Here is a 21,240-nt window from a genome sequence, read left to right as displayed (position 1 = left end):
AACGTATACCCTGATGTGCAATTCTGGTCTGCTGTCCCCGGTTATGTTAAAATGGTGGATAGTCTATGAGTTGCATGACATGCGGCTCTCAGAAGGAAGAGCCCAGTAGTCGGGCTGAACGAAACTGCATTCATCAGGGGAAAGGAGCCTATACATATGTTTGGAAACGATTGGGACAAGGTGCTTCAGGAAGAGACGGAAGCCGAATATTTTAACAAGATTCGTTACACTCTCGCCGCTGAGTACAAAACACAGACGGTCTTTCCGCCCAAAGAAGACCTGTTCTCCGCATTGAAGCTGACGCCATATCATCAGGTTAAGGCCGTTATTATTGGTCAGGACCCTTATCACGGAGCGGGACAAGCTCATGGATTAAGTTTTTCGGTTAGACCGGGGGTACGTGTACCGCCTTCTCTGAAAAATATATATAAGGAACTTCAGGCGGATATGGACTTGCCAATTCCGAATCATGGATCTCTGGTTCATTGGGCACAGCAGGGAGTCCTGCTACTAAATGCTGTTCTGACGGTCCGTGAAGGTCAGCCTAACTCTCATCAGGCACTAGGGTGGCAGACATTTACGGATGCTGTCATTCGCACGCTGAATGAACGTTCAGAGCCGATGGTATATATGCTGTGGGGCAGTCATGCCCAGAAGAAAGGTGCATTTATTAACAGGGACAAGCACATGGTACTGGAGTCTACACATCCCAGTCCGCTGGCTGCGCATCGTGGATTCCTCGGCAGTCGTCCCTTTTCCAAAGCCAATGATTTCTTGACCTCCAAAGGTATTGAACCGATCGATTGGAAGATACCTGAAAACTAGACAGATGGAGGTGAGAACATTGCGACATTGGATAGGACGAAAAGTAGCGGTATATCGTGCAACAGGCATACGGGAGCCATTGAAGGGAACGCTGGTTGAGTGGGATGAAGAAGCGGAATGTGTGCGGATCGGACCGAAACGGATTAAGGTATCGTTTGACAATATCGCAATGATCAGACCTCTTCCCGAAGAGAGTCTTCCCTTAAAGAAAGCACGTTCTGAAGTGCACAAGGTTGGATATGTGATGAAAAAGGCGATACAGTTCGAAAATGCGATCTATTTCAAGTCGCAGGTTATGATTTGGCGCCGGGCCAAAATTGTAGCGTTATCCACGACGATTCTGCGTCATGACGAGGATCAGGTTGAACTTGCAGATGGTCGGGTTCTTCGTAAAGACAAGCATATGTTTGTCGTACGTTCACGCCGTGGGATACGTTAGTTATACGAAGATTTAATATTCATTTCATGCAAAGATCATACGGATTTAATGTTTGGTCTGTATATTAGGTAGTAACAACCCCTTCCTAAATTGATGTGTATTGAAATGGGAGCCCGACCGGCTGCAAACGGTCGGGTTTTTTTTGTCCATTGGTTCTGTTAACCTGTTGTACATACCCATTACATTCATGTTATATATTATTAAAATAGATCATGAGAAGGAGTGAGACCCAATGAAACGTATAGCTGTTTTTGCAGGCTCCAATCCGGGAAATCACCCCGATTATACAGAGAAGGCTGTCCAACTGGGCAAACAGATTGCTGATAGTGGTTATGCACTTGTCTATGGTGGTTCTTGCATGGGCTTGATGGGTGCAGTAGCCGATGCTGCTCTTGAGCAAGGGGGAGAGGTAATCGGGGTTATGCCTACCGGATTGTTCCGGGGCGAGGTTGTTCACGGAGGGCTCACACAACTGATTGAAGTGGGAACCATGCATGAACGGAAGGCTACGATGGCTGAATTATCCGATGGATTCATTGCACTTCCCGGAGGCATGGGTACATTTGAAGAACTATTCGAGGTACTGTGCTGGGCACAGATCGGTATTCATCGTAAGCCTGTCGGTTTATTGAATGTCAACGGATATTATGGACCGCTGATGAAGATGGTAGAACACAGCGTACAGGAAGGATTCTCCAACACCTCCCATCTCAGCCTGTGGAGTCTGGAAGCTGATCCGGCTGAACTGATCAAACAAATGTCATCCTATATTCCTGCAGAGCTGACTCAGAAGTGGTCACAACTCAACGGGAAATGAGTGTATAAGAAGACGGGCCTGTACCCACTCGTTCCTCGGGAGAATTTTTGATCTGCCCAAGCAAGTTGCGCTATCGGACATAGTCTATAGTGTACTTCGATGAAGAGGGGAGTGTCACTGATGAGCGAACTCAAAGGTACAGGTTACGGATATTGCGGAGGCTTCGGTGGTGGAGCATGGACATCAACAGGTGCAATTCTGGTATTGTTCATTCTGTTGGTTATTATCTCTCGCACATTCATTCTGTAATTCGGTCAGTATCCCGGGACGGGGATTAAGCTGCAGAGGCAGCGCCCGAATAAAAAAATGACCTTTCCAAAGAGACGCTGGTATATGCCGGCGTTTCAGGGGAACGGTTTTTTGACGTTTCCAGCATACGTAAATAATTGAAAAAGCAAAAACCTGCCCCTGAATAAGGTCAGAAGCAGGAGAGAGCCTCCTGAGCCATTAGCTGCGCAACAAGCAGCTTACACCACAACAGCAGTTTGATCCGGATTACTTAACGATTTCCAGGCGATATATAGCCCGATGGCGGCTGCAATTAAGGAGAGTATTGCTGCAACAATAGCCAGCTGATCCAGTGTGTTGGGTGAACTGGAGTTAAGAGAACGCTGATTAGCCGTCTTGCCGGATTTGTTTTTGATATGGACAGATGATCTGGAAAGCCTGGAAGCCGACTGTAACTGGGATGTGTGAGGACGCGTAGGTATCGATTTTTTCTTTGAGGGATTCAATAGTCAACCTCCTTATAACGGAGTTCAGTGCTTCCATCGTTCATACTATGTTATGTCGATTTTCAGATTGAGTTCGCAAAAATGAGTGAATCCCCAGCCCGTTAGATGTTGAACCCGGTCGCTAGTATCAGCGGAACAGGCAACCCATTATACGCTCTGTTAATACAGGTCTAACAAACGGTGTTTATAGTAAGGATCATAGAGTGAAGCTTGAACTCAGGAGGCGCTGGAATGAGGAAAATGGAGATTATTGCCCACCGTGGTGCATCTGCCGTATGCCCGGAGAATACGATGAGCGCTTTTGAACGAAGTCTGGAGCTTGGAGCAACAGGTATTGAAACCGATGTGCAGATGACGAGTGATGGCAGGCTGGTACTGATTCATGATGAGACGTTAAGCCGAACTGGCGGCGTAAAAGGTTGGGTTAAGGATACGACTTACGATCAATTGCGCACACGGGATGCGGGGTCCTGGTTTCACACCGATTTTACCGGGGAACGTATTCCTTCTCTGGAGGAGTTATTCAAGCTGGTACAGGGGAAAGGAATCCTGCTTAATCTGGAATTAAAAAATGGTATTGTGAGTTATAAGGGGATGGAAGAGAAGGTTATACAAGCGATCCGGGACTGGAAGCTGGAGCAACAGGTCGTGCTGTCCAGCTTCAATCATGCTTCGCTCGTGAGATGTAAACGTCTTGCCCCGGAGATTCGTACAGCACTTCTATATATGGAAAAGTTGTACCGTCCCTATGATTATGCCGCCAAACTTGAAGCTTCCGGCCTTCATCCCTACAAGCTGGCTGTCACACAAGAAGATGTTGCTGCTGCATTGGCACATGGCATTGTTACCTATCCATTTACGGTGAATGATCCTGCCGAGATGCAGGCCATGATTGACATGGGTGTGCAAGGAATCATTACCGATGTTCCGGATGTCCTGGCATCCTTACTTACGGTACATGCCCGTTAAATGAGTCTGTATTTTACATGTTCTACATAGGCAATGATAAGGCTGTGCTCGAGCTTTTTGGCTCTTGCGCAGCCTTTTTGCGGGTAAAATTGTGTGAAAATCTTCATATATGCAATAAACATGTCCTATTTGTCCATTGCCAGAGCCCGTGGATTCACTTACAATGGTCTATGGGAATGAGAATCAATATCATTAAAGTTCGGTATTATAGAGAGGTGATTGTTATGTACATAGGTTTGAGCAGCTCCACTCATAACGAGGGTGGGCGCGTATGAATTCACAAGCTTCACCAGAAAAACATAATCCGGATTCACCCACAGCGAAGATACACACTCGTCCGTGGGCAGCCACACTTATTCTTACAGGGGGAGTTTTGCTACTCGCTCTGGGTATGGCGTTGTCCATTTCATTTGGCGCTGCTGATATTAAGCTTAGTGTGGTCTGGAAGGCTATCTTTGACTTCAATCCTGAGCTGACTCCCCATCAGATCATATGGGAGATTCGATTACCACGTATCCTTGGAGGAGCAATGGTAGGTGCATGTTTCGCTGTAGCTGGTGCGATCATGCAGGGCATGACTCGTAACCCGCTGGCCGATTCAGGTCTGCTTGGTTTAAATGCGGGAGCTGGATTTGCACTTGCAGTTTGTTTTGCCTTCTTCCCTGGCTTGCCATTTATGTATATCATCATGTATTCCTTCCTTGGTGCGGGGCTTGGTGTCCTGTTGGTGTATGGTTTTGGTGCAGCTTCCAAATCAGGCCTTACACCACTACGCCTTGTACTTGCAGGTGCGGCTGTATCAGCGATGTTGTCGGCACTCAGTGAAGGGATTGCATTATATTTCAGAATTGGACAAGATCTGGCTTTCTGGACAGCCGGTGGTGTAGCCGGAACGAAGTGGTCTCAACTTGAGGTCATGTTCCCCTGGGTACTCGCGGCACTGATCGCAGGTCTTCTCATCTCCCGTTCCATTACTCTGCTTAGTCTCGGAGAAGATATTGCGGTGGGCTTGGGGCAACGTACTGGGCTGATCAAGCTCATAGGCCTGATTGTTGTACTGATTCTCGCGGGTACGGCTGTATCCGTGGTGGGTGCGGTCGGTTTTGTTGGACTCATTATTCCCCATCTCACGCGGAAGTTGGTTGGGGTCGATTATCGCTGGATTATTCCATGTTCCGCTGTGATGGGCAGTCTGTTGCTTGTATTTGCGGATCTGGCTGCACGTATGATTAACCCGCCGTACGAGACGCCAATTGGCGCATTGGTTGCCCTCATCGGGGTACCATTCTTCCTGTATCTGGCGCGTAAAGAAAGGAGGACTCTGTAACGATGGAATCCTCAACAATAGTTGGAGCAGAGCGCAAGAAGAGAACCAAGAGCACGATTGTCCTCATTGTGCTTGCCCTATTAATTATTACGGCTTTTGTGGTGAGCATGAACACAGGTTTTACCAAGCTTTCGCCGCTTGAGGTGATGCGAACCCTGTTTGGTGGAGGCACGGCGAAACAGGAATTGATCCTGTTTGAATTCCGTCTGCCACGTATTGTGATTTCGGTGCTGGTCGGGGCCGGACTTGCGTTATCTGGTTGTATTTTGCAGGGCGTATCTCGGAATGCGTTGGCAGATCCGGGGATCCTCGGGATTAACGCAGGTGCTGGTCTGGTCGTCATGTTATTTGTTTCCTTTTTCCCGACAACGACAGCAGCGCCGGTATTTCTTTTGCCAATTCTGGCCCTGATCGGTTCCGGTTTTGCTGCATTTCTGATCTACATTCTCTCTTACAAAAAAGGAGAGGGTATCCTGCCTACGCGTATGTTGCTTACAGGGATCGGGGTAGCGGCGGGAATCAGTTCTGCCATGATCGTGCTTACGTTACGGCTTAGTCCGGAAAAGTATCAATTTGTAGCTACCTGGATGGCAGGCAGCATCTGGGGTTCGAACTGGAAATTTGTAACGGCATTGCTACCGTTTCTTATTATTCTTGTCCCGCTAGTTCTGTATAAGGCACGTGTATTGAACGTACTGAATCTGGGGGACCAGACTGCAAGCGGACTCGGGACTCCGGTTGAGCGTGAGCGACTGATTTTGCTTGCGGCTGCTGTAGGACTTGCCGGCTCATGTGTATCTGTGAGTGGGGGGATCGGTTTTGTAGGTCTAATCGGGCCGCATTTGGCGCGTCGTCTGGTGGGTCCAAAACATCAATTCCTGTTACCCGCATCTGCACTGATCGGTTCATTGCTTGTACTGGTTGCAGATACGCTGGGTCGTGTCATCCTGCAGCCTTCGGAGATTCCTGCGGGGATCCTGGTTGCCATTATTGGTGCACCATACTTCCTGTACCTCTTAAGCAAGACGAAATAGAACGTAATCATCATTGTGTGGTTGCATAAGGAGGACTTTAGTCCATGCTTCGCCGTTTCTTTGCCTATTACAGGCCTTACAAAAAGCTCTTTATTCTTGACTTCAGTTGTGCGATTTTAGTCGCCCTGCTGGAGCTGGCTTTTCCACTAGCGGTCAACCGGGTCGTCGATGATCTGCTGCCAGGCGGCCGCTGGGACTGGATTCTATGGGCATGTCTGGCATTGCTCGGCATCTACTTATTGAATTCATTTTTGAACTTCGTGGTTACCTATTGGGGACACAAGCTCGGTATTAACATCGAGACGGATATGCGTAAAAGTCTGTTTAATCATGTGCAGAAGTTATCGTTCCGTTTCTTCGATAATACAAAAACAGGACACCTCGTGTCCCGCATGACTAACGATCTGATGGATATCGGCGAGATTGCCCATCATGGTCCAGAGGATGTATTTATCGCGGTGATGACACTGATTGGTGCATTCAGCATCATGATGAGCATTAACGGGAATCTGGCGGTGTTAACCTTTATTATCGTGCCGCTGATTATTTATCTGTCACTCTACTTTGGTAGCAAAATGTCCAAGGCATTCAGTCGAATGTTCGGAGATATTGCGGACTTCAATGCTCGTGTAGAGAACAATATTACAGGTATCCGTGTTGTTCAGGCTTTTGCTAATGAAGAGCATGAAAAAGCACAATTCGCTGTGAACAACGGTCGTTTCCGTCAGACCAAACTGATCGCATACAAAATCATGGCCTGGAACTCCTCTGTCAGTTATATGCTGATGAAGCTGGTATCCCTCTTTGTCCTGGTATGCGGAACTTGGTTTGTCATTCAAGGCAGTATGACCTACGGTCAGTTCATTGCATTTATTATGTTGTCCAATGTGTTCCTGACACCGATCCAGAAGATCAACTCGGTTATTGAGACGTATCCCAAAGGGATTGCAGGCTTCAAACGTTATACGGAGTTGCTTGATATGGAACCGGATGTGGAAGATCGTCCAGGGGCCGTATCGGTATCCCATTTGCGTGGAGATATCCGTTATGAGCAAGTGACCTTTGGTTATTCGGATCAGGAGCCTGTGCTCAAAGGTATTGATCTAAATGTACATGCAGGTGAAACGGTAGCCCTTGTCGGTCCATCGGGGGCAGGTAAAACAACGCTATGCAGTCTGCTGCCGCGGTTCTATGATGTGCTGGAAGGTCGCATCACGATCGATGGGCAGGAGATACAGGACATGACGCTGGATTCCTTGCGCAGCCAGATCGGTATTGTACAACAGGATGTATTCCTCTTCGATGGAACCATTCGCGAGAATATTGCCTACGGCAAACTGGATGCATCCGAAGAAGAAATCTGGATGGCTGCCAGACGTGCACAGATGGAACCATTAATTCAATCGATGCCGGAAGGGCTGGATACGTTAATTGGTGAACGTGGTGTGAAGCTGTCCGGTGGACAGAAACAGCGTTTGTCCATTGCCCGTATGTTCCTGAAAAACCCACCAATTCTGATCCTGGACGAAGCCACATCCGCTCTGGATACAGAAACGGAAGCAGCCATTCAACAATCGCTGGCTGAGTTGTCCGAAGGCCGGACCACCCTGGTTATCGCCCACCGATTGGCTACGATCAAAAATGCAGACCGCATTATTGTCGTTGCCGAACAAGGCATTACGGAGCAGGGACGTCATGAAGAATTACTCGCTGCAGGTGGGGTGTACAGCCGCCTTCACTATGCGCAGTTTGGCGCGTAACCTATCCTATCCTATGTGGATGTAACAATGTAAATATGAGAAGTAACGCCATCGTTCTTGACTTGGAAGGAGTCAGGACGGTGGCGTTATTTTCTTTTTTATGATTAGGTGTGGGTCAGGGGTACTGTGCTCTTATCTACCTGTGATCATGGATATGGAAACGGGTAATATAGTAAAGAGAACGCTTAACGTGTAGGATATGTTCATCATCTTGCAAGATGTAGGAGGTACACGATATGCAGTTGAACGATATGCTGAAAATTCTTATAACCTGTCTATTATTTATTCTGATTTGGTGGCTACTGACTCAAGGGATTCGCAAACTTTCCAGTACTCGTGCGGGGTCCGGTTTCCAACGCTGGGGTGGATGGTCCATTGGACTTTTCATTGTTGGCGCCGTGCCACTCGGTTTTTCGCTATACACAGAGATCTTTGATAAGCGCCTGGATGCCAACATCGGGTTGGGGCTTGCCATGTTTTTTGTATGGGCTTATTGTGTGATCTTGTTGTGTGCGGCTTTGGTGGTATGGGGAAGGTACGTGTACAAAAGGGATATAAAGAAGTGAATGGTTTAATAACCTGTTTACGATGGTCACATCTGCATGCTTGGACATAAGGAAAGGCTCATGACCGAATTCGTATAGAGAATTCATCATGAGTCTTTTGGGTTAGTTTATGATTATACATACTGGAAATTCAGTTTTACAAATACGATAGATGACCATGGAAGACTACTCAGAGGTTATGCTAAGGTTATTGTAAAAGAACCCAAGGTTCATGGATTCTTTTTAAGAACAAAATTAACTGTGTTATGGTCTCCTGGGACCAAATCTACTAATACTATGTGTCTTGGATACCCTGTAAAGTCTGCGGCTAGTGCGACTGAACCTGCCATAGTACGTCTGAGAATGAAGTATCCTTGAGCATCAGTCGTTGTTCTTGTAGGATTACCACTTATTCTGACCCCAGGCATGGGTACCCCGTTTTCATCAACCACCTGTCCCCTTACATGTGCAGCCTCTTCTAACATTACGTCGATTTGGATCGTTTCACCTGCTCGGATGTATATACGATCTTCCACGTAGGGAACATAGTTGTTACTCTCAACCCACATTGCAATGTTTGCACTATAATCGTAATCAATACCCGTTACGGTATATCTGCCATTTTCATCTGTCTCGACCAGGTATGGGATACTTGTAACTTCAATTTTAGCACCAGCGATGGGCTGGCCAGTCTGGTCTTTTACCGTGCCTATGATTGTGGAAGGCTCATATAACTGTATGTCATGTTCCACCTCATCACCAGGTCTTAGCGTGAAGGTATCGTATTTATTATATGAAATGTAGGTGATGAAACCATCTGCACTGACGTACAAATACATATCTGTAGAATCTCGTACAACAGCCTCAATATGGTAATTTCCGTTCTCATCTGCTACTGTACTATATTTCGTTATTTCTCCTAGATGATTGAGTTCATATTCAACATTGGCGTGGGGTACCACATTTCCTACTCTATCCGTAATTTTTCCATAAACAACAGCCGGTAGGTTGATATCGTCCTCGTAATTGGAAGGTGACGCCACTGGACCAGCAGCATGAGATGTTTCAGCATATGTAATGTAAAGTAAGATAGTAAAAATACATAACATGAATGATTGAATTACCCCTTTTGGACTTTGGATCATACATGGTTTCCCCCTCATTAATTATATTACCTAATATAAATGATACGTTTTGTATCAAGAGAAAACAAGAGGACTTTTGGGTGTATTTGTAAATCTAACACTCAAAGTTGGCTCCATTGTTATGCAACAATAAGCTGATCTGGGACGTCAGCAATAAGAAGTAGAAAGTGAACGCTGTTAGAGGGGGAACTAAGAGGTGTCTAATCTTCGTATCGTTTGTACAATACTCTCGATCTGGATACTAGGTCTTACGGGATGTGCCGGATCAAACGAATGCAAGTCAGCACAAACTATTGCAAATTCACCGACAGAAAAGGGTTTCACTGGTTATGTGGTTGAACGTAAAGACAATTCCATTCTTGTTGTTGATCCCGTATTTCAAGATTACAGTTCCAATGGAGGAAACAGTCGGTATTATCCAGCAAAATGGTTCTCCAATGCGCCTGATCCACAGATCGGTTCCTATGTTGAAGTCTGGACGGATGGAGGCCCGGAAAATGAACCCTATCCTGGGCAGGCCAGAGCAGAAAAGATAGCGGTATCTTGTCCAGTGGCACCGGATGGTGCGCATATGACGGATGCGGATGCGATTCGTAGCGGACTTCTTTCACCTGGTGCAGAGAACATCCGTGTTCCAGTCATTGAGGACAAGCGGTTTGATGCAGATTCAGGGACATGGACCCTTCTTATTCGAGATGCGATGACAGCGAATGAAGGGCAAGTAGTTCATGTGACCGTGAAGGATGAGGAGAAAGTTAAGACACAAGGCGGAGAATAAGGGGTTCATAGCTTTATGATGGTGGAGGAACCGTGTTGCACATGAATATGATTCAAATTGAAAGAGATGATGTGGATTAGATTCATTGCAAGCAAGCTATCATGATTTTTGAAACGCCTGTAATTTCCCTCACTGTCCATCATGTATTATGATTCTATAAAAATGGAAAGGAATCTTCTGCCCATGGAATTATCAAGGTCTCAGCAATTAGCTCAAGAGCATGTAACCAATTATGCAAGAAGCCGCAAAAATGAGGCGGAGCAAACCATTAGAGAAATCCTTCGTATGTCCAACATCGAGCTGAAGACATTTGAAAAAGCTATCAATAAACTAAAATCTCATGCAAGTATTGCGCTACACTTTCACCCAGATCGATTAGATCCGAATATGAAAAGCGTGGCTGAGGCACTACTTGAGCAGGGGGTTTATAAAAGTCAGTTTGAAACTTTCTTATCGAATGGAAGTGTATCCGCATTTTCAGGCGGTGAACGTGACGTTTGGGAGAATAAAATGTTTGGCGGAGCGTACCAAATAAATGGCTCAACCAATAGCGAACGTCCCAAGTATGGGGCACTCAATGTCATGTTACATCCCGATGGACCTGCTCCACGTTTTGGATCATGTTACTTCCTTTTATCCACTGAGGTCTCTCAACGTTGCACGTATACATATTTGGATTCTCACCAAGACCCCGAGGAAAAGGGAACGTATGAGGAATTTGACCTTGTTTTGGCTGCTCTCATGAGGGATGTATTCTATAGTGATTTTGCCATTGGTGAAAGAAATCTAACGGTTCAAAAGTTAATCGACCATATGCTCGTCAATCTTGAGAAACCATTCCAAAATCCATCAAACCAAGAGCCAAACCGAAATCTGGACCATTATATCGAAGCTCAGGTTCATGGTGATATTTCCCTTGAAAAAGATGTCAAGATGTTTGTTGCCGATCCATCATTTAAAGGCACACATACTGGACGAATCTTAGAGCAGATATGTTTAAAGTATTCAATTGATCTCCACTGGCACATGGGCTTTACACTATTAGTTGATGACGTTCCTATGGATTTTAGAGGTCCTTCGATGCCTTCACTAGCCAAGAGAATTGCAAAAAGTGATTTTATTGATGCAAATATCATTGGTTCTGCAGCTATGGACTTGAAACGAAACCCAAGCCATTGGAGCGATAGAGGAACCTACAAAGAAGTTCTACAAGAATTAAAATTACTCTGGCATGTCTTGGTGAGATATGGAAAGCCAATGGACAAGTAAAACGGTTTTCGAGATAAAAATATTGAATATGTAGTGATGAAAATGCTAAAACACCAAATTCTTCTTCGTACTTGTTTGCGTGTCTCCTGAATCTTAATGGTTAATCAATAATAGTACTCTAACAACCTTGAGCGCCTAGCCGTTCAAGGTTGTTTTTTATCATTCAAACGGATTACAGACTACAGATTTATCTATGAATCTGCTGTCACAAAAACGAACGTATGTTTTACAAATACATTGACTTTTTGTCCTGGCAATAATATGTTGTTGTCAGGACAAAAAAAGAGGTGAAGCAATGTCCACCAAAAAGATGGGGCGGCCTAAATCTGATAATCCGAAGAGCAAAACGATTGAGATTCGTGTCAATGAGGAAATTCTGAGTAAGCTGGATGCTGCGGCAGAAAAGCTGAATACGAATCGATCAGACATCGTTCGCAAAGGGATTGAGAAGATTTACGACGAGCTCCAAAAATAAAAAGGAAGCAGCGCTAGTCCCACGAAGAACACGCTGCTTCCTATCCCGCAATCACTTGTTGAATGAGCGACTGCATAAATATCCTACCATGTGCAGAACGTTCATTCAAGTGAGGTGCGAATTGATATACAGGAGGATGCACATGAATTCGATATTAGAAGCATTATATAATGGACGACTTCGACCGGATGAGATAATGATGCCGACACATCCTGAATACCAAGCGTTAGGGCGGCAGATTGCAGCTCTGACAGAGCAATGGAAGAATCGATTGAGCGAGAAAGAATTTCTTGAGCTTGAACAGTTATTTGACTTGTGTGGCAGATGTGAGGGCATGCATACGGAAGCAGCGTTTGCACAAGGTTTTCGCCTGGGTGCCAATATGTTGATTGAAGTCATGAGTCAGCGGGAGGAATCGGTGTTGGAGTTTAACTAAGTTTAACGATGTGAGCAGAGATTCGGTTTACTTTTACAGCTAAATTCTCAGGAAATGACGTGCATCCAACATACTTATTTTGCATCATAAAATTGTATCAAAAATTTAGTATAACAAAGCCCTCGAATCCTCTCTGCATTCAGCAGCAGGGTTCAAGGGCTTCACTTAAACATAGAGTTAACAATATATATACGGAAAGAACCTGTTAAACAAATTGTTCCTTAATCCGCAATATTCCCCGCCATCTTCAGACGACGTGCAATCTCTTTGAAGTCTTCTTGCGATATACCTGGTGCGAATTCTTCCTCGACCGCAGGGGCTTCCGGAATCGGGAATCCTTCAGGTATCCCTTGGATGACTTCAAGAGGTTGTCCATCTTCGGGGTGAGTTCCTTTCCAGATCTGACCGATCGTGTTGAAATCTTTATCACTATAGGTGTACAGCTTGGTGTGTACCCCTTTTTCTTCATATTTGCGAGCCTCGTTGAAGGCTTTGTTGTTCAGTGAAGGAATAGGAACCAGCTTGGTCACATTTACGCCAGTTGCAATCTCAAGCGCCTTTGCATAAGCAACCACATGCACACCACCGCGAACAAGCAGGTAACCAACCACTTCCCGGGCGGCCGGATGATCCGTCATTTCATACACTTTCATTTTATGGGTACGAGCGCCACATTCTAGGAAGAAGTTATGCAGCAGGTCCTCGACCAAGTTGCCACTGTTGAAGACGTTTGCTCCCGTCCAGGGATTACCCATAGAGTCGAAAGGCATTGCGCCTTGTGCTCCTGCAAGATAGTGATAGGAGAGACGCGCGTCTTTGACCGAACCCAGCGGTGTATCGTCCGGTTCTTTGTATTCTGTAGAACCCCTCAGACAGTGATTGATGCCATGAGACACGAGCTCAACATGACCCAATTCTTCGGCCGTAATGCTCATGACGAGGTCATAGAAGGGCTTCAACTTTTCTTTGGATCGAAAATTAAACGATTGATAGAGGTAGTTGTTCAACGTTGACATTTCTCCGAATTTGCCGCCGAGTAATTCTTGTATGGCTGCCGCAGCATTCGGATCTGGCTTCTCGACATTGGGAATCTCAATCAGGATTTCATCCAAGCGTTTGAACATTCGGGTGTAACCTCCTCAAATTGGTATTGCAGATCGTGTAGGGTTTCAAATCGTGAAGTCACTCTGTCATGGCCTATTACACGTCTGTTGGGTTTTTTAAACAAAAAATCAACCAAATGGGACTTAAGCGTCGCATAACGCATGCCCCAACTCTTCTCCCATTTGTTATTTCCAATACGGTCAAATTTATGTATAATCAAACATTCAAATGAGTCTTCACGTACAAGAGAAGAGAGTCATGAATCCATAAAGGAGTAAGAGATGAACAAGCGTTGGATACAAATAGTTGGGATTGTGATGTTTCTAATGATTCAGACGTACATAAGCAGCGAGCTTGCCACAGCATATGATGTTACGAACGAGGTTCAGGTGGATGAACAAACGAGGCAAAGGCTTGAAAAGAAATATGGGTTGGAACGTCCTGAGGAGCCGAAGACACAACAACACTTTTTCTCGGGTGACTGGGGAATGAGTTTCCGGACGGAGCCTCCTGATTCGTTTGATCGGCTTGTTCATGTGGTTCCTTTTTCCCTACGGCCACTGGCCTGGATCTTTCGTTTATTCGTGTAAAATGAAACCCGGACGGGCAATATAACAGAAACATATTGTCCCAAGGAGTGAGTGAAATGAGAATGCTCATCGTTACCGTCATGTCGGTAGTTCTGAGTTTAGCGGGAATTACATCAGGCACAGGCGCCGCCATCCCTGATTATGCGAAGTGGGGAATTATTGCGGTCAAAGAAACACAGACCAAGTATAATGTGGATATTCTGGACTATAAGCATATCGGTCGTACCTCTCTAACAGCGGATCAATCACGGGAACAGTTCAAGCTATGGGTTCGTGCTAAAGACGGCAAGCAATTTGCAGTTTATGTGAATGTCGATTTTAATCCATCTACACAGCAATTAAAGAAAGTACAATTTTCGGAATCGGATCGACACTGATCCGCTACTGAACTAGGTCATTACAAGTCACGTAGTTATATGAGCAGCATTATTAGAGAAACCAGACTGCCTTAATCATTAAGGTGAAAGTCTGGTTTTTTTATTTTACAAAATCCTTTTTTTACTATTGAATAAAGAACTTATGTTCGCATATAATATGAAATACAAACAAACGTTCTTATCGGAGGGATGATTATGCTAGGGAAATATATTGGCCAGATGGTGGAGCTTGTCTACATGGATCGTGCAGGGCAGATAACGCAGCGACAGATTCGAATTAACAGTGTACGTGGCGGGATGATTAGAGCATCAGCGGGAAAAGAAGGCTCACCCCGAACCTTTCTGGAGCAAGGTATTCTGGCATGGCGTCCTGTTAAGGACCTGAATGGGGAGGTAAAGTATGCTGAACGACTTTGAACGCAAGATTTTACGTATTATGGTGAACTACGCAGGACAACGGCGCAGGCTGCCGCGTATGGATGAACTGGAGAACAAGACGGGACGAAGCAAAGCATTCATTCATGAGTCATTGCTGGAGCTTGAACGCACCGGGCACATTGCGTGGGAGAACCGGTCTACTCTGGAAGGGATACAGATTTTGCAGGCATGGGAACAGGTACAACAGCCGATTCGCAAAAGCCAACCTTCCGGTGATTCCGTAAAATATTTTACGGACTATTAATTCTAATAAGAAAACGCCAACCCGGATATCCGGATCGGCGCTTACTGTGTCACACATACGACATGTGCATCTATTTAGAAATGGGGAAGTTGGTCCAGGTTGTTGGTTGGGTCACCGTCGGCATCGCCGCGAATGTACATTTCTCCATCCTTGCCCTTAAATACATTCACTCCAGCAATAGCTCCTGCTTTTACTTCTGCAAGTGCCTGTTGGTAATCCAGTACACGTCCTGCTGAGGTCTGAAAGGCTGTCAGGTCACCGTCACCATTTTTCTGTACGGCTGTGAAACTCTCGCGTGTTGTTTGATCCATGATGTCACACTCTCCTTATATGACGAGATAGGAATCTGCTTACCTGATTAGCCTATCCGAATTCATCGGAAGTATGCACCATATGCTGATAAGACCTGCCAACGCCGAGGTTTTACAAGCCCTTTTTCATACGAACATGCAGAATATCTGCATCATAAAAAGGTTCTTCCGAAATCACTTCATAACCCAGTTTTTCATAGAATTTCTGTGCCTGACACTGCGCATCCAGTACAGAATAGGTTAAGCCGAGTTCACGTGCCAGCTCCTCCATCGCGAGTAGAAGCACACGTCCATAACCAAATGAACGATGAGATTCAAGCACCGCGATCCGCTGCATTTTGGCCGTATCCTTGCTGTAATAGATCAGACGTCCTGTAGCTACAGCTTGGCCATCCGTGCTTAACAATACATGATGCACATCCGGACTGATGACATCATATTGATCAATCTCAATCTCGGCAGGCACCTGTTGCTCGATCACAAAAACGTGATGGCGAATTCCCAGGGCTTGCTCCAGTTGTTCTTCTGTCGATACATAACTAATCTCAGCTGCCAATTCCATTCCTTCTTTCTGCTCTTGCGCGACATATCAGACTGAATTATACAAAAAAATGTTTTTCCTGTATAGTGAAGTCTGGAACATATTGGGAGAGGAGGGGGTAGTGATGGGCATGACAGGCATCATGGTAATTACATTGCTAATGTCGGCGGGAATGATTACTCTGTTGTATTACGTGACCAAGAAAGCATACTCACGCAAGTGGGATGAAGACGAGTGATTCACCTGTTAACCTTCACGGCAAGACTTCACTGCTTCCTCGCGGAGAATACACATCTTGAATTACAGATTTGGAGTATACGTCCAGCCAGACGGGCAGAGACTCACCATTTTCATTAGGCTGTTGTAATTGTTGGAATTGTACCGTATGTTCATCCCTCTCCAAGCCGCAACCTGTAACGGTAGTAATGAGAATCATAAGCCCAGCAAAGAGAAAGAAGCATTTGGTAAATGTATATTTATTGGATTTTGACCGTTTTGTTAAGTTTCTCATAGGGAAATCACCTCGCTATAGAAATGGTAATCTTTCCTTTATTGTGCACCATTTCGGGTGAATTATAACCAAATAAATCATTGACAATGAACACGGTTACTTGATATGATACTGTTACTTGATTGGGAAACAATTATATATCATGATCTGTTAGCTCAGCTAAAGATAGTAGTATGACCGTAATGGATACATCTTAATTATTACAGGGCGATAGCTCAGCGGGAGAGCATTATCTTGACAGGGTAAGGGTCGTGGGTTCGATCCCCACTCGTCCTATATTTAAAATTAAAGGCAACTTCTTTTGAGAATTATATCTCAAGAGGAGTTGTTTTTTTATATAATAATATGGCTACCTCCAATAATATGTGTAGGTGGTTTTTGTTGATAATAAATATACTTAATGGTACAATTTGGATAAAACTAAGCAGTTAAAGTAGTTACGACTATCGATAAAAATAATACAGAAAAAAGATATGGTGATTGATGGAATGGGACAAATAAAGCGTGTTGCGGCACTATATCGAGTGTCCACAAAAGGTCAGATGGACGGGAACGATATTCCAATGCAACAACGAGCATGCAGGAAGATGGTAGAGAAACAAGAGGGATGGAAGCTAGTTAAGGAATATACCGAAAAAGGGGTATCAGGTTTTAAAGTACCTGCCTCGAAGCGTGATGTTATCCAAAAGGCTAAAGAGGATGCAGAGAATGGTTTATTCGATGTCTTGTTGGTATTTATGTTTGATAGGCTTGGAAGAAAAGATGATGAGACTCCCTTTGTACTTGAGTGGTTTGTAAACAAAGGGGTAGAAATGTGGTCTGTAATAGAAGGTCAGCAAAAAATTGAAGCATACACCGATCGGATGGTCAACTACTTGAGATTTTGGCAGTCAAGTGATGAAAGTAGGAAGACCTCTGAACGAGTCAACGAAAAACATATACAGATGGTCGAAGATGGTATTTTTAGGGGAGGAGGTATTCCCTACGGGTATAAAAGTGTTGATTCCGGTAATGTAAATAAAAAAGGAAAAGCACTGCAAAAACTGTGCAAGCACGAAGAAGAGTCAAAGATCGTACAAGAAATATTCCGACTAGTGCTTGAAGAAGGTTACGGACAATTAAGAATAGCTAAACTTCTAAACGAAAAAAATGTTCCGACAAGAAAAGCAAAACAATGGGGTGCTCCTACTGTAAACGTTATACTTAAGAATCCAATTTACAAAGGAGTAATGAGATACAGAAAAGAAAAAGGAGACGATATATTTTCAAAACCAATCCCTGAATTAATGATAGTTTCAGAAGAGGATTGGAATAGTGTACAGGATATAAGGGATAAAAAGAACCCTAAGAATCCAAAAAGAAATGAAAATTCCATTCCCATAAGCACTAAAGGAAGTTTACTTTTAACTGGAATAGCCAGATGCGGTTGTTGTAATTCTAGATTGACCACGACTACATTTGTAAATAAATACAAAGCAGCTAATGGAGAAATAGTCAGATACAATCAGAATAAAAGTTACCGTTGTAGTGGGAAATTGCAAGGAAAGACGGATTGTAACGGACAGGCAACATTTTCTTCAAAGATGGTAGAGAGACAAGTCTTAGAAAGAGTGGATGTATACTTAAGTCAACTCAGAACAATAGATTTCCAATCAGAAATTGAATCATTAAAAAAGAAGGTTTCTAATGAAGAAGAGGAAAAAATAAAAACAATGCAAAATTTACTGGAAGAGAACTACGAGGAGCTTGTGACATTAAACGCTGAGGTTCCAAAATCTATAATGGGTAAGAGCGCATTCAAACCAGAAATGCTCAATGGTCTTATCGAGAAAAAAGAAAACGAAATTCAGAAAACTACTGAAGACATTAAGGGAATAGAGCAATTGTTATCCTCCAAAAAAATGGAGATATCAGAGATGGAGGCTCTAAAAGATGATCTCCCAGTTTGGGGGGAGATATTTACAAATGCATCTACAGAAAAGAAGAAAATGATGTTAAGCACATTGCTAGAGGTGGTCTACATTAGCAAAGATAAAATATTGGTTGAAATCAAGGGTGGAATAAAAGAATTACTCGGTCATCTATACAGAGAGAGTAAGGATATCAAGAGCTCACTTATTTGACAGGGTAGGGGTCAGTGGTTCGAGCCCACTACAGATCATACACGAGAAGTCTTACAGTGTAAGGCTTCTTTTCTTTTTTTACATACAAACATGAATGCGATTTGCGATAGCTTCATTTGCTCTCCTCTTTTTAAACAAAACTTAAATAAAACATAAATTCAACGTAAGGTTTGTCTCCTATACTTGGTTCTGACGTCAACAGACACGACAAAGAGGAGAGAACTTATGAATTATTCAAACCCATTTACATCAAAGTTAGCCAGAGTAGGGATCGCGGGTACACTGGCTTTAATACTGGCAGCAAGCCCACTTGCCAACATGGGGGTTGTTGCCGCGGAAGCAGGCCCAGCACCTGTATCTACGAAGATATATAACACACCTAAAGACTCTTTAGAGCAGACCCCGATTCAATACCAGATCCAGGCTCGATTAAATGAGAAGGACATGACGATCCAGGGGAGCGAGAAGGTAACGTACCGCAACACAAGCAAGGATGCACTCCAGCAGCTGGTTCTTCATACATATGCTGATGCAAACCTCTCCAAGTCTACACAGGCGAGCATGTACCAACAGCATAATGAGAAGATTAGTGAAGATCACCCGGAGAAGACAGCGGAGGACTTTCTGGGTGGCATCGATATTCAGGCTGTAAGCGCAGATAGCCAATCGCTGGACTTCCATAAGGAAAACCAAGCGTTGACCGTGCAGTTGAAAAAGCCCGTACAACCAGGCGAATCAGTATCATTCCAACTGGAGTTTCAGTTGAATATACCCTATGGCTCACAGCGAGTTTCCTACTACAAGGACATGATCAATGGTGCACACTGGTTCCCGGTGATGTCTGTATATGACGAGGTTAAGCATCAATGGAACAAGGCGCCGTATAGTCGAACATTTGAGAGCGATTATTACACCTCATCGGACTTTGAAGTTCAATTCAATGTTCCTGATGAGTATCAGGTAGCCATGCCGGGTATGATCACCACTCAAAACAGTACAGAACATGGACGTAAGATTCTGTCTGCTGTAGCCGAGAATACGAGGGAGTTTGTATTCTTTGCAAGTCCTAATCTTCAAGTGGAACGTGCTACCCGTAACGGTCTGACGGTGGAATACTATTATTACAACGATGATCCATCCAAGAAAAAGATAGTTGACCGCTACATTAATCAGGCATTCAAGGTCATCGATTTTTATAGTGAGAAATATGGCAAGTATCCCTATCCAGAGTTCCGAATTGTCGAGACGTATGTACAAGGCGTTGCCGTGGAGTACGCGAGGCTCATCCAGATGGGACAGATTCAAAATGGTGCTATTCCAGAAGAAGACACAACATTTGTTCATGAAATAGCGCATCAGTGGTTCCATGCATTGATCGGTAATAACTCGGAGACAGAATCCTTCCTGGATGAAGGCTTTGCCGATTTCTCCATGGTGTATTTTGCCGAGAAACAGGGAGACAAGCTAAATGGGTTCAGATCCATACAGTTTGATACTGCGCCCGTAGATATGGCGATTGCGTCAACAAACGATGAAGCTGGGGATTTGGCAGGTTTGGTGTATTATCAGAAGGGAAGACAAGCGATCTATCAGCTTTACCGTTCCGTCGGAGAAGAGAAATTTGACGAGTTGATGAGAACATATTTCAAACGCTACGTGTACCAAAATGCAACGGTAGAGGGGCTGCTTCAAACCATTGAAGATGTGCTTGGTAAAGAAGTACGTTCAGAAATGCAGATGGCCCTATATCAGCCTAACTTTGTCTTAAAGCCGGAATACCAATTATCACAGGAAGAGACCGCCGCCTATGTGCATGACATCTTACAAGTGCAATATCAGACTGTCATGGGTATGGTTCCCAATCTGCCTTATGAAGTGATGAATCGATTGATGGACAGAGTCCTTCAAGGCGAGGAATTGACCATTGTGCTCAGCGATCAGGTGAGTGAACTTGCAACTAAACAGCAGGAAGATATGGTTAATCAGTTGACCGGATTCCTTGATATGACCGGTATGAGATACGACATTATAAGGGATCGTAAGGAACTGAAGCAAAAGATGAAAAAAGAGATCGGCAACAGCAACCTTATTGTCATTGGCAATGCCAAGTCAAACGGATTCGTGCAGGCTTTAAAATTTAACATTATTGATCGAACGAAACAGACGGGTTTTCCTTGGAAAAATACCATGAATCAATCTCTCGCCGCGGGTGTATATGTTATCAAACATCCCTATAACCAGAATCGATTGATGCTTCATTATTTCTGGAATGAGGATCATCTGAGTGATGCGGCACTTGAAGCTTTTAAGCTGAAAATACAGGAGTCTATCGGATTCACTAACGACTTTTACCAGTACTATGTATTGGATAACCAAGGCAAGGAGAAATCCAATAAAAAAGTTGCGAATCCCATATCTTCACTTTTTGCGGAGTAATAAGGAATTGGT

General features: G+C 44.3%; 25 protein-coding genes and 1 tRNA gene. 20 read left to right on the top strand and 6 right to left on the bottom strand.

Going from position 1 to position 21,240, the window contains the following annotated elements; all coding sequences use genetic code 11:
- The first annotated feature begins 156 nt into the window (after positions 1–156).
- The 4 genes from ung to MKY44_RS19140 all read left to right on the top strand — a co-directional run bounded on the left by ung (position 157) and on the right by MKY44_RS19140 (position 2,330).
- Positions 157–825: a uracil-DNA glycosylase gene (gene ung / locus MKY44_RS19155; protein ID WP_341008169.1), complete on the top strand. Its 669-nt coding sequence runs from the start codon at positions 157–159 to the stop codon at positions 823–825.
- A gap of 19 nt (positions 826–844) precedes the next feature.
- The gene (locus MKY44_RS19150) at positions 845–1,264 is read left to right on the top strand and encodes a hypothetical protein (protein ID WP_017687369.1); all 420 of its coding nucleotides are present in this window, start codon (positions 845–847) and stop codon (positions 1,262–1,264) included.
- A 232-nt stretch (positions 1,265–1,496) separates the two neighbouring features.
- On the top strand, positions 1,497–2,081 hold the full coding sequence (locus tag MKY44_RS19145) for an LOG family protein (protein WP_017687370.1): 585 nt from the start codon (positions 1,497–1,499) through the stop codon (positions 2,079–2,081).
- 120 nt (positions 2,082–2,201) lie between these two features.
- Complete coding sequence (locus tag MKY44_RS19140; protein WP_255319930.1) at positions 2,202–2,330, top strand: hypothetical protein; 129 nt, start codon at positions 2,202–2,204, stop codon at positions 2,328–2,330.
- Positions 2,331–2,548: 218 nt separating this feature from the next.
- Here MKY44_RS19140 and MKY44_RS19135 read toward each other — a convergent pair whose 3' ends face one another.
- Positions 2,549–2,815, bottom strand: a complete 267-nt coding sequence (locus MKY44_RS19135; RefSeq protein WP_036614763.1) for a hypothetical protein — start codon at positions 2,813–2,815, stop codon at positions 2,549–2,551.
- A gap of 231 nt (positions 2,816–3,046) precedes the next feature.
- Between MKY44_RS19135 and MKY44_RS19130 the strand changes: the two genes are divergently transcribed.
- From MKY44_RS19130 to MKY44_RS19110, 5 genes are all read left to right on the top strand, one after another.
- Positions 3,047–3,784 (top strand): glycerophosphodiester phosphodiesterase, encoded by a 738-nt coding sequence (locus MKY44_RS19130; protein WP_341008168.1) that lies wholly within the window; start codon positions 3,047–3,049, stop codon positions 3,782–3,784.
- 271 nt (positions 3,785–4,055) lie between these two features.
- Entirely contained in the window at positions 4,056–5,111 is a 1,056-nt protein-coding gene (locus tag MKY44_RS19125; RefSeq protein WP_074095820.1) for a FecCD family ABC transporter permease, read from the top strand.
- Between the two features lie 2 nt (positions 5,112–5,113).
- Positions 5,114–6,145 carry a FecCD family ABC transporter permease gene (locus MKY44_RS19120; RefSeq protein ID WP_074095819.1) on the top strand — a complete coding sequence of 344 codons (1,032 nt, stop codon included), beginning with the start codon at positions 5,114–5,116 and terminating at the stop codon, positions 6,143–6,145.
- A 44-nt stretch (positions 6,146–6,189) separates the two neighbouring features.
- Positions 6,190–7,905 carry an ABC transporter ATP-binding protein gene (locus MKY44_RS19115; protein WP_341008167.1) on the top strand — a complete coding sequence of 572 codons (1,716 nt, stop codon included), beginning with the start codon at positions 6,190–6,192 and terminating at the stop codon, positions 7,903–7,905.
- 236 nt (positions 7,906–8,141) lie between these two features.
- Positions 8,142–8,471 (top strand): hypothetical protein, encoded by a 330-nt coding sequence (locus tag MKY44_RS19110; RefSeq protein WP_340905954.1) that lies wholly within the window; start codon positions 8,142–8,144, stop codon positions 8,469–8,471.
- A 209-nt stretch (positions 8,472–8,680) separates the two neighbouring features.
- Here the strand turns inward: MKY44_RS19110 and MKY44_RS19105 are convergent, their stop codons facing one another.
- Positions 8,681–9,595 (bottom strand): carboxypeptidase-like regulatory domain-containing protein, encoded by a 915-nt coding sequence (locus MKY44_RS19105; RefSeq protein WP_341008166.1) that lies wholly within the window; start codon positions 9,593–9,595, stop codon positions 8,681–8,683.
- Positions 9,596–9,791: 196 nt separating this feature from the next.
- Between MKY44_RS19105 and MKY44_RS19100 the strand changes: the two genes are divergently transcribed.
- From MKY44_RS19100 to MKY44_RS19085, 4 genes are all read left to right on the top strand, one after another.
- A complete protein-coding gene (locus MKY44_RS19100; RefSeq protein ID WP_341008165.1) occupies positions 9,792–10,373 on the top strand; it encodes a DUF3221 domain-containing protein in 582 nt (193 codons plus the stop codon).
- A 183-nt stretch (positions 10,374–10,556) separates the two neighbouring features.
- Positions 10,557–11,642: a DUF3626 domain-containing protein gene (locus MKY44_RS19095; protein WP_341008164.1), complete on the top strand. Its 1,086-nt coding sequence runs from the start codon at positions 10,557–10,559 to the stop codon at positions 11,640–11,642.
- Between the two features lie 295 nt (positions 11,643–11,937).
- The gene (locus MKY44_RS19090) at positions 11,938–12,117 is read left to right on the top strand and encodes a ribbon-helix-helix domain-containing protein (protein ID WP_341008163.1); all 180 of its coding nucleotides are present in this window, start codon (positions 11,938–11,940) and stop codon (positions 12,115–12,117) included.
- 142 nt (positions 12,118–12,259) lie between these two features.
- Positions 12,260–12,553, top strand: coding sequence for a DUF6809 family protein (locus MKY44_RS19085; RefSeq protein WP_341008162.1), 294 nt, complete (start codon positions 12,260–12,262; stop codon positions 12,551–12,553).
- A gap of 221 nt (positions 12,554–12,774) precedes the next feature.
- On the opposite strand, the gene MKY44_RS19080 is transcribed toward MKY44_RS19085, so the two are convergent.
- Positions 12,775–13,677 (bottom strand): manganese catalase family protein, encoded by a 903-nt coding sequence (locus MKY44_RS19080; RefSeq protein ID WP_017687384.1) that lies wholly within the window; start codon positions 13,675–13,677, stop codon positions 12,775–12,777.
- A 261-nt stretch (positions 13,678–13,938) separates the two neighbouring features.
- Here MKY44_RS19080 and MKY44_RS19075 point away from each other — a divergent pair, with 261 nt between their 5' ends.
- From MKY44_RS19075 to MKY44_RS19060, 4 genes are all read left to right on the top strand, one after another.
- Complete coding sequence (locus tag MKY44_RS19075; protein ID WP_341008161.1) at positions 13,939–14,247, top strand: hypothetical protein; 309 nt, start codon at positions 13,939–13,941, stop codon at positions 14,245–14,247.
- A gap of 56 nt (positions 14,248–14,303) precedes the next feature.
- A complete protein-coding gene (locus MKY44_RS19070; protein ID WP_036614744.1) occupies positions 14,304–14,624 on the top strand; it encodes a DUF3889 domain-containing protein in 321 nt (106 codons plus the stop codon).
- Positions 14,625–14,819: 195 nt separating this feature from the next.
- On the top strand, positions 14,820–15,041 hold the full coding sequence (locus MKY44_RS19065; protein ID WP_076328059.1) for a hypothetical protein: 222 nt from the start codon (positions 14,820–14,822) through the stop codon (positions 15,039–15,041).
- A complete protein-coding gene (locus MKY44_RS19060) occupies positions 15,025–15,306 on the top strand; it encodes a hypothetical protein (RefSeq protein ID WP_017687388.1) in 282 nt (93 codons plus the stop codon). The genes MKY44_RS19065 and MKY44_RS19060 overlap by 17 nt, the downstream gene beginning before the upstream one ends.
- A 74-nt stretch (positions 15,307–15,380) precedes the next feature.
- Here the strand turns inward: MKY44_RS19060 and MKY44_RS19055 are convergent, their stop codons facing one another.
- The 3 genes from MKY44_RS19055 to MKY44_RS19045 all read right to left on the bottom strand — a co-directional run bounded on the left by MKY44_RS19055 (position 15,381) and on the right by MKY44_RS19045 (position 16,669).
- The gene (locus MKY44_RS19055; protein WP_017687389.1) at positions 15,381–15,617 is read right to left on the bottom strand and encodes a DUF3892 domain-containing protein; all 237 of its coding nucleotides are present in this window, start codon (positions 15,615–15,617) and stop codon (positions 15,381–15,383) included.
- Positions 15,618–15,729: 112 nt separating this feature from the next.
- Positions 15,730–16,173 (bottom strand): GNAT family N-acetyltransferase, encoded by a 444-nt coding sequence (locus tag MKY44_RS19050; RefSeq protein ID WP_341009899.1) that lies wholly within the window; start codon positions 16,171–16,173, stop codon positions 15,730–15,732.
- Positions 16,174–16,411: 238 nt separating this feature from the next.
- Positions 16,412–16,669, bottom strand: a complete 258-nt coding sequence (locus MKY44_RS19045; protein ID WP_211080740.1) for a hypothetical protein — start codon at positions 16,667–16,669, stop codon at positions 16,412–16,414.
- Positions 16,670–16,873: 204 nt separating this feature from the next.
- Between MKY44_RS19045 and MKY44_RS19040 the strand changes: the two genes are divergently transcribed.
- The 3 genes from MKY44_RS19040 (at position 16,874) to MKY44_RS19030 (ending at position 21,228) form a co-directional block, all read left to right on the top strand.
- Positions 16,874–16,945: transfer RNA gene (locus MKY44_RS19040), tRNA-Val, on the top strand.
- Between the two features lie 197 nt (positions 16,946–17,142).
- Complete coding sequence (locus MKY44_RS19035) at positions 17,143–18,792, top strand: recombinase family protein (RefSeq protein WP_341008160.1); 1,650 nt, start codon at positions 17,143–17,145, stop codon at positions 18,790–18,792.
- Positions 18,793–19,017: 225 nt separating this feature from the next.
- Positions 19,018–21,228, top strand: coding sequence for a M1 family metallopeptidase (locus MKY44_RS19030; protein WP_341008159.1), 2,211 nt, complete (start codon positions 19,018–19,020; stop codon positions 21,226–21,228).
- Positions 21,229–21,240: the final 12 nt, after the last annotated feature.

This window comes from Paenibacillus sp. FSL R7-0026 (assembly GCF_038004485.1).
In the GTDB taxonomy this organism is placed as follows: Bacteria; Bacillota; Bacilli; order Paenibacillales; family Paenibacillaceae; genus Paenibacillus; species Paenibacillus xylanexedens_A.
Note: the sequence above shows the minus strand (reverse complement) of the source record. Positions and strands in the feature narration are given on the sequence as shown.

Excerpts from the sequence above, each read along its gene's own strand:
- MKY44_RS19125 (WP_074095820.1), top strand. The coding sequence starts at position 4,056 with ATGAATTCACAAGCTTCACCAGAAAAACATAATCCGGATTCACCCACA.
- MKY44_RS19070 (WP_036614744.1), top strand. The coding sequence starts at position 14,304 with ATGAGAATGCTCATCGTTACCGTCATGTCGGTAGTTCTGAGTTTAGCG.
- MKY44_RS19030 (WP_341008159.1), top strand. The coding sequence starts at position 19,018 with ATGAATTATTCAAACCCATTTACATCAAAGTTAGCCAGAGTAGGGATC.
- MKY44_RS19085 (WP_341008162.1), top strand. The coding sequence starts at position 12,260 with ATGAATTCGATATTAGAAGCATTATATAATGGACGACTTCGACCGGAT.
- MKY44_RS19110 (WP_340905954.1), top strand. The coding sequence starts at position 8,142 with ATGCAGTTGAACGATATGCTGAAAATTCTTATAACCTGTCTATTATTT.
- MKY44_RS19060 (WP_017687388.1), top strand. The coding sequence starts at position 15,025 with ATGCTGAACGACTTTGAACGCAAGATTTTACGTATTATGGTGAACTAC.
- MKY44_RS19035 (WP_341008160.1), top strand. The coding sequence starts at position 17,143 with ATGGTGATTGATGGAATGGGACAAATAAAGCGTGTTGCGGCACTATAT.
- MKY44_RS19095 (WP_341008164.1), top strand. The coding sequence starts at position 10,557 with ATGGAATTATCAAGGTCTCAGCAATTAGCTCAAGAGCATGTAACCAAT.
- MKY44_RS19080 (WP_017687384.1), bottom strand. The coding sequence starts at position 13,677 with ATGTTCAAACGCTTGGATGAAATCCTGATTGAGATTCCCAATGTCGAG.
- MKY44_RS19090 (WP_341008163.1), top strand. The coding sequence starts at position 11,938 with ATGTCCACCAAAAAGATGGGGCGGCCTAAATCTGATAATCCGAAGAGC.
- MKY44_RS19120 (WP_074095819.1), top strand. The coding sequence starts at position 5,114 with ATGGAATCCTCAACAATAGTTGGAGCAGAGCGCAAGAAGAGAACCAAG.
- MKY44_RS19045 (WP_211080740.1), bottom strand. The coding sequence starts at position 16,669 with ATGAGAAACTTAACAAAACGGTCAAAATCCAATAAATATACATTTACC.
- MKY44_RS19075 (WP_341008161.1), top strand. The coding sequence starts at position 13,939 with ATGAACAAGCGTTGGATACAAATAGTTGGGATTGTGATGTTTCTAATG.
- MKY44_RS19105 (WP_341008166.1), bottom strand. The coding sequence starts at position 9,595 with ATGATCCAAAGTCCAAAAGGGGTAATTCAATCATTCATGTTATGTATT.
- MKY44_RS19140 (WP_255319930.1), top strand. The coding sequence starts at position 2,202 with ATGAGCGAACTCAAAGGTACAGGTTACGGATATTGCGGAGGCTTCGGT.
- MKY44_RS19130 (WP_341008168.1), top strand. The coding sequence starts at position 3,047 with ATGAGGAAAATGGAGATTATTGCCCACCGTGGTGCATCTGCCGTATGC.
- MKY44_RS19065 (WP_076328059.1), top strand. The coding sequence starts at position 14,820 with ATGCTAGGGAAATATATTGGCCAGATGGTGGAGCTTGTCTACATGGAT.
- MKY44_RS19115 (WP_341008167.1), top strand. The coding sequence starts at position 6,190 with ATGCTTCGCCGTTTCTTTGCCTATTACAGGCCTTACAAAAAGCTCTTT.
- ung (WP_341008169.1), top strand. The coding sequence starts at position 157 with ATGTTTGGAAACGATTGGGACAAGGTGCTTCAGGAAGAGACGGAAGCC.
- MKY44_RS19055 (WP_017687389.1), bottom strand. The coding sequence starts at position 15,617 with ATGGATCAAACAACACGCGAGAGTTTCACAGCCGTACAGAAAAATGGT.
- MKY44_RS19145 (WP_017687370.1), top strand. The coding sequence starts at position 1,497 with ATGAAACGTATAGCTGTTTTTGCAGGCTCCAATCCGGGAAATCACCCC.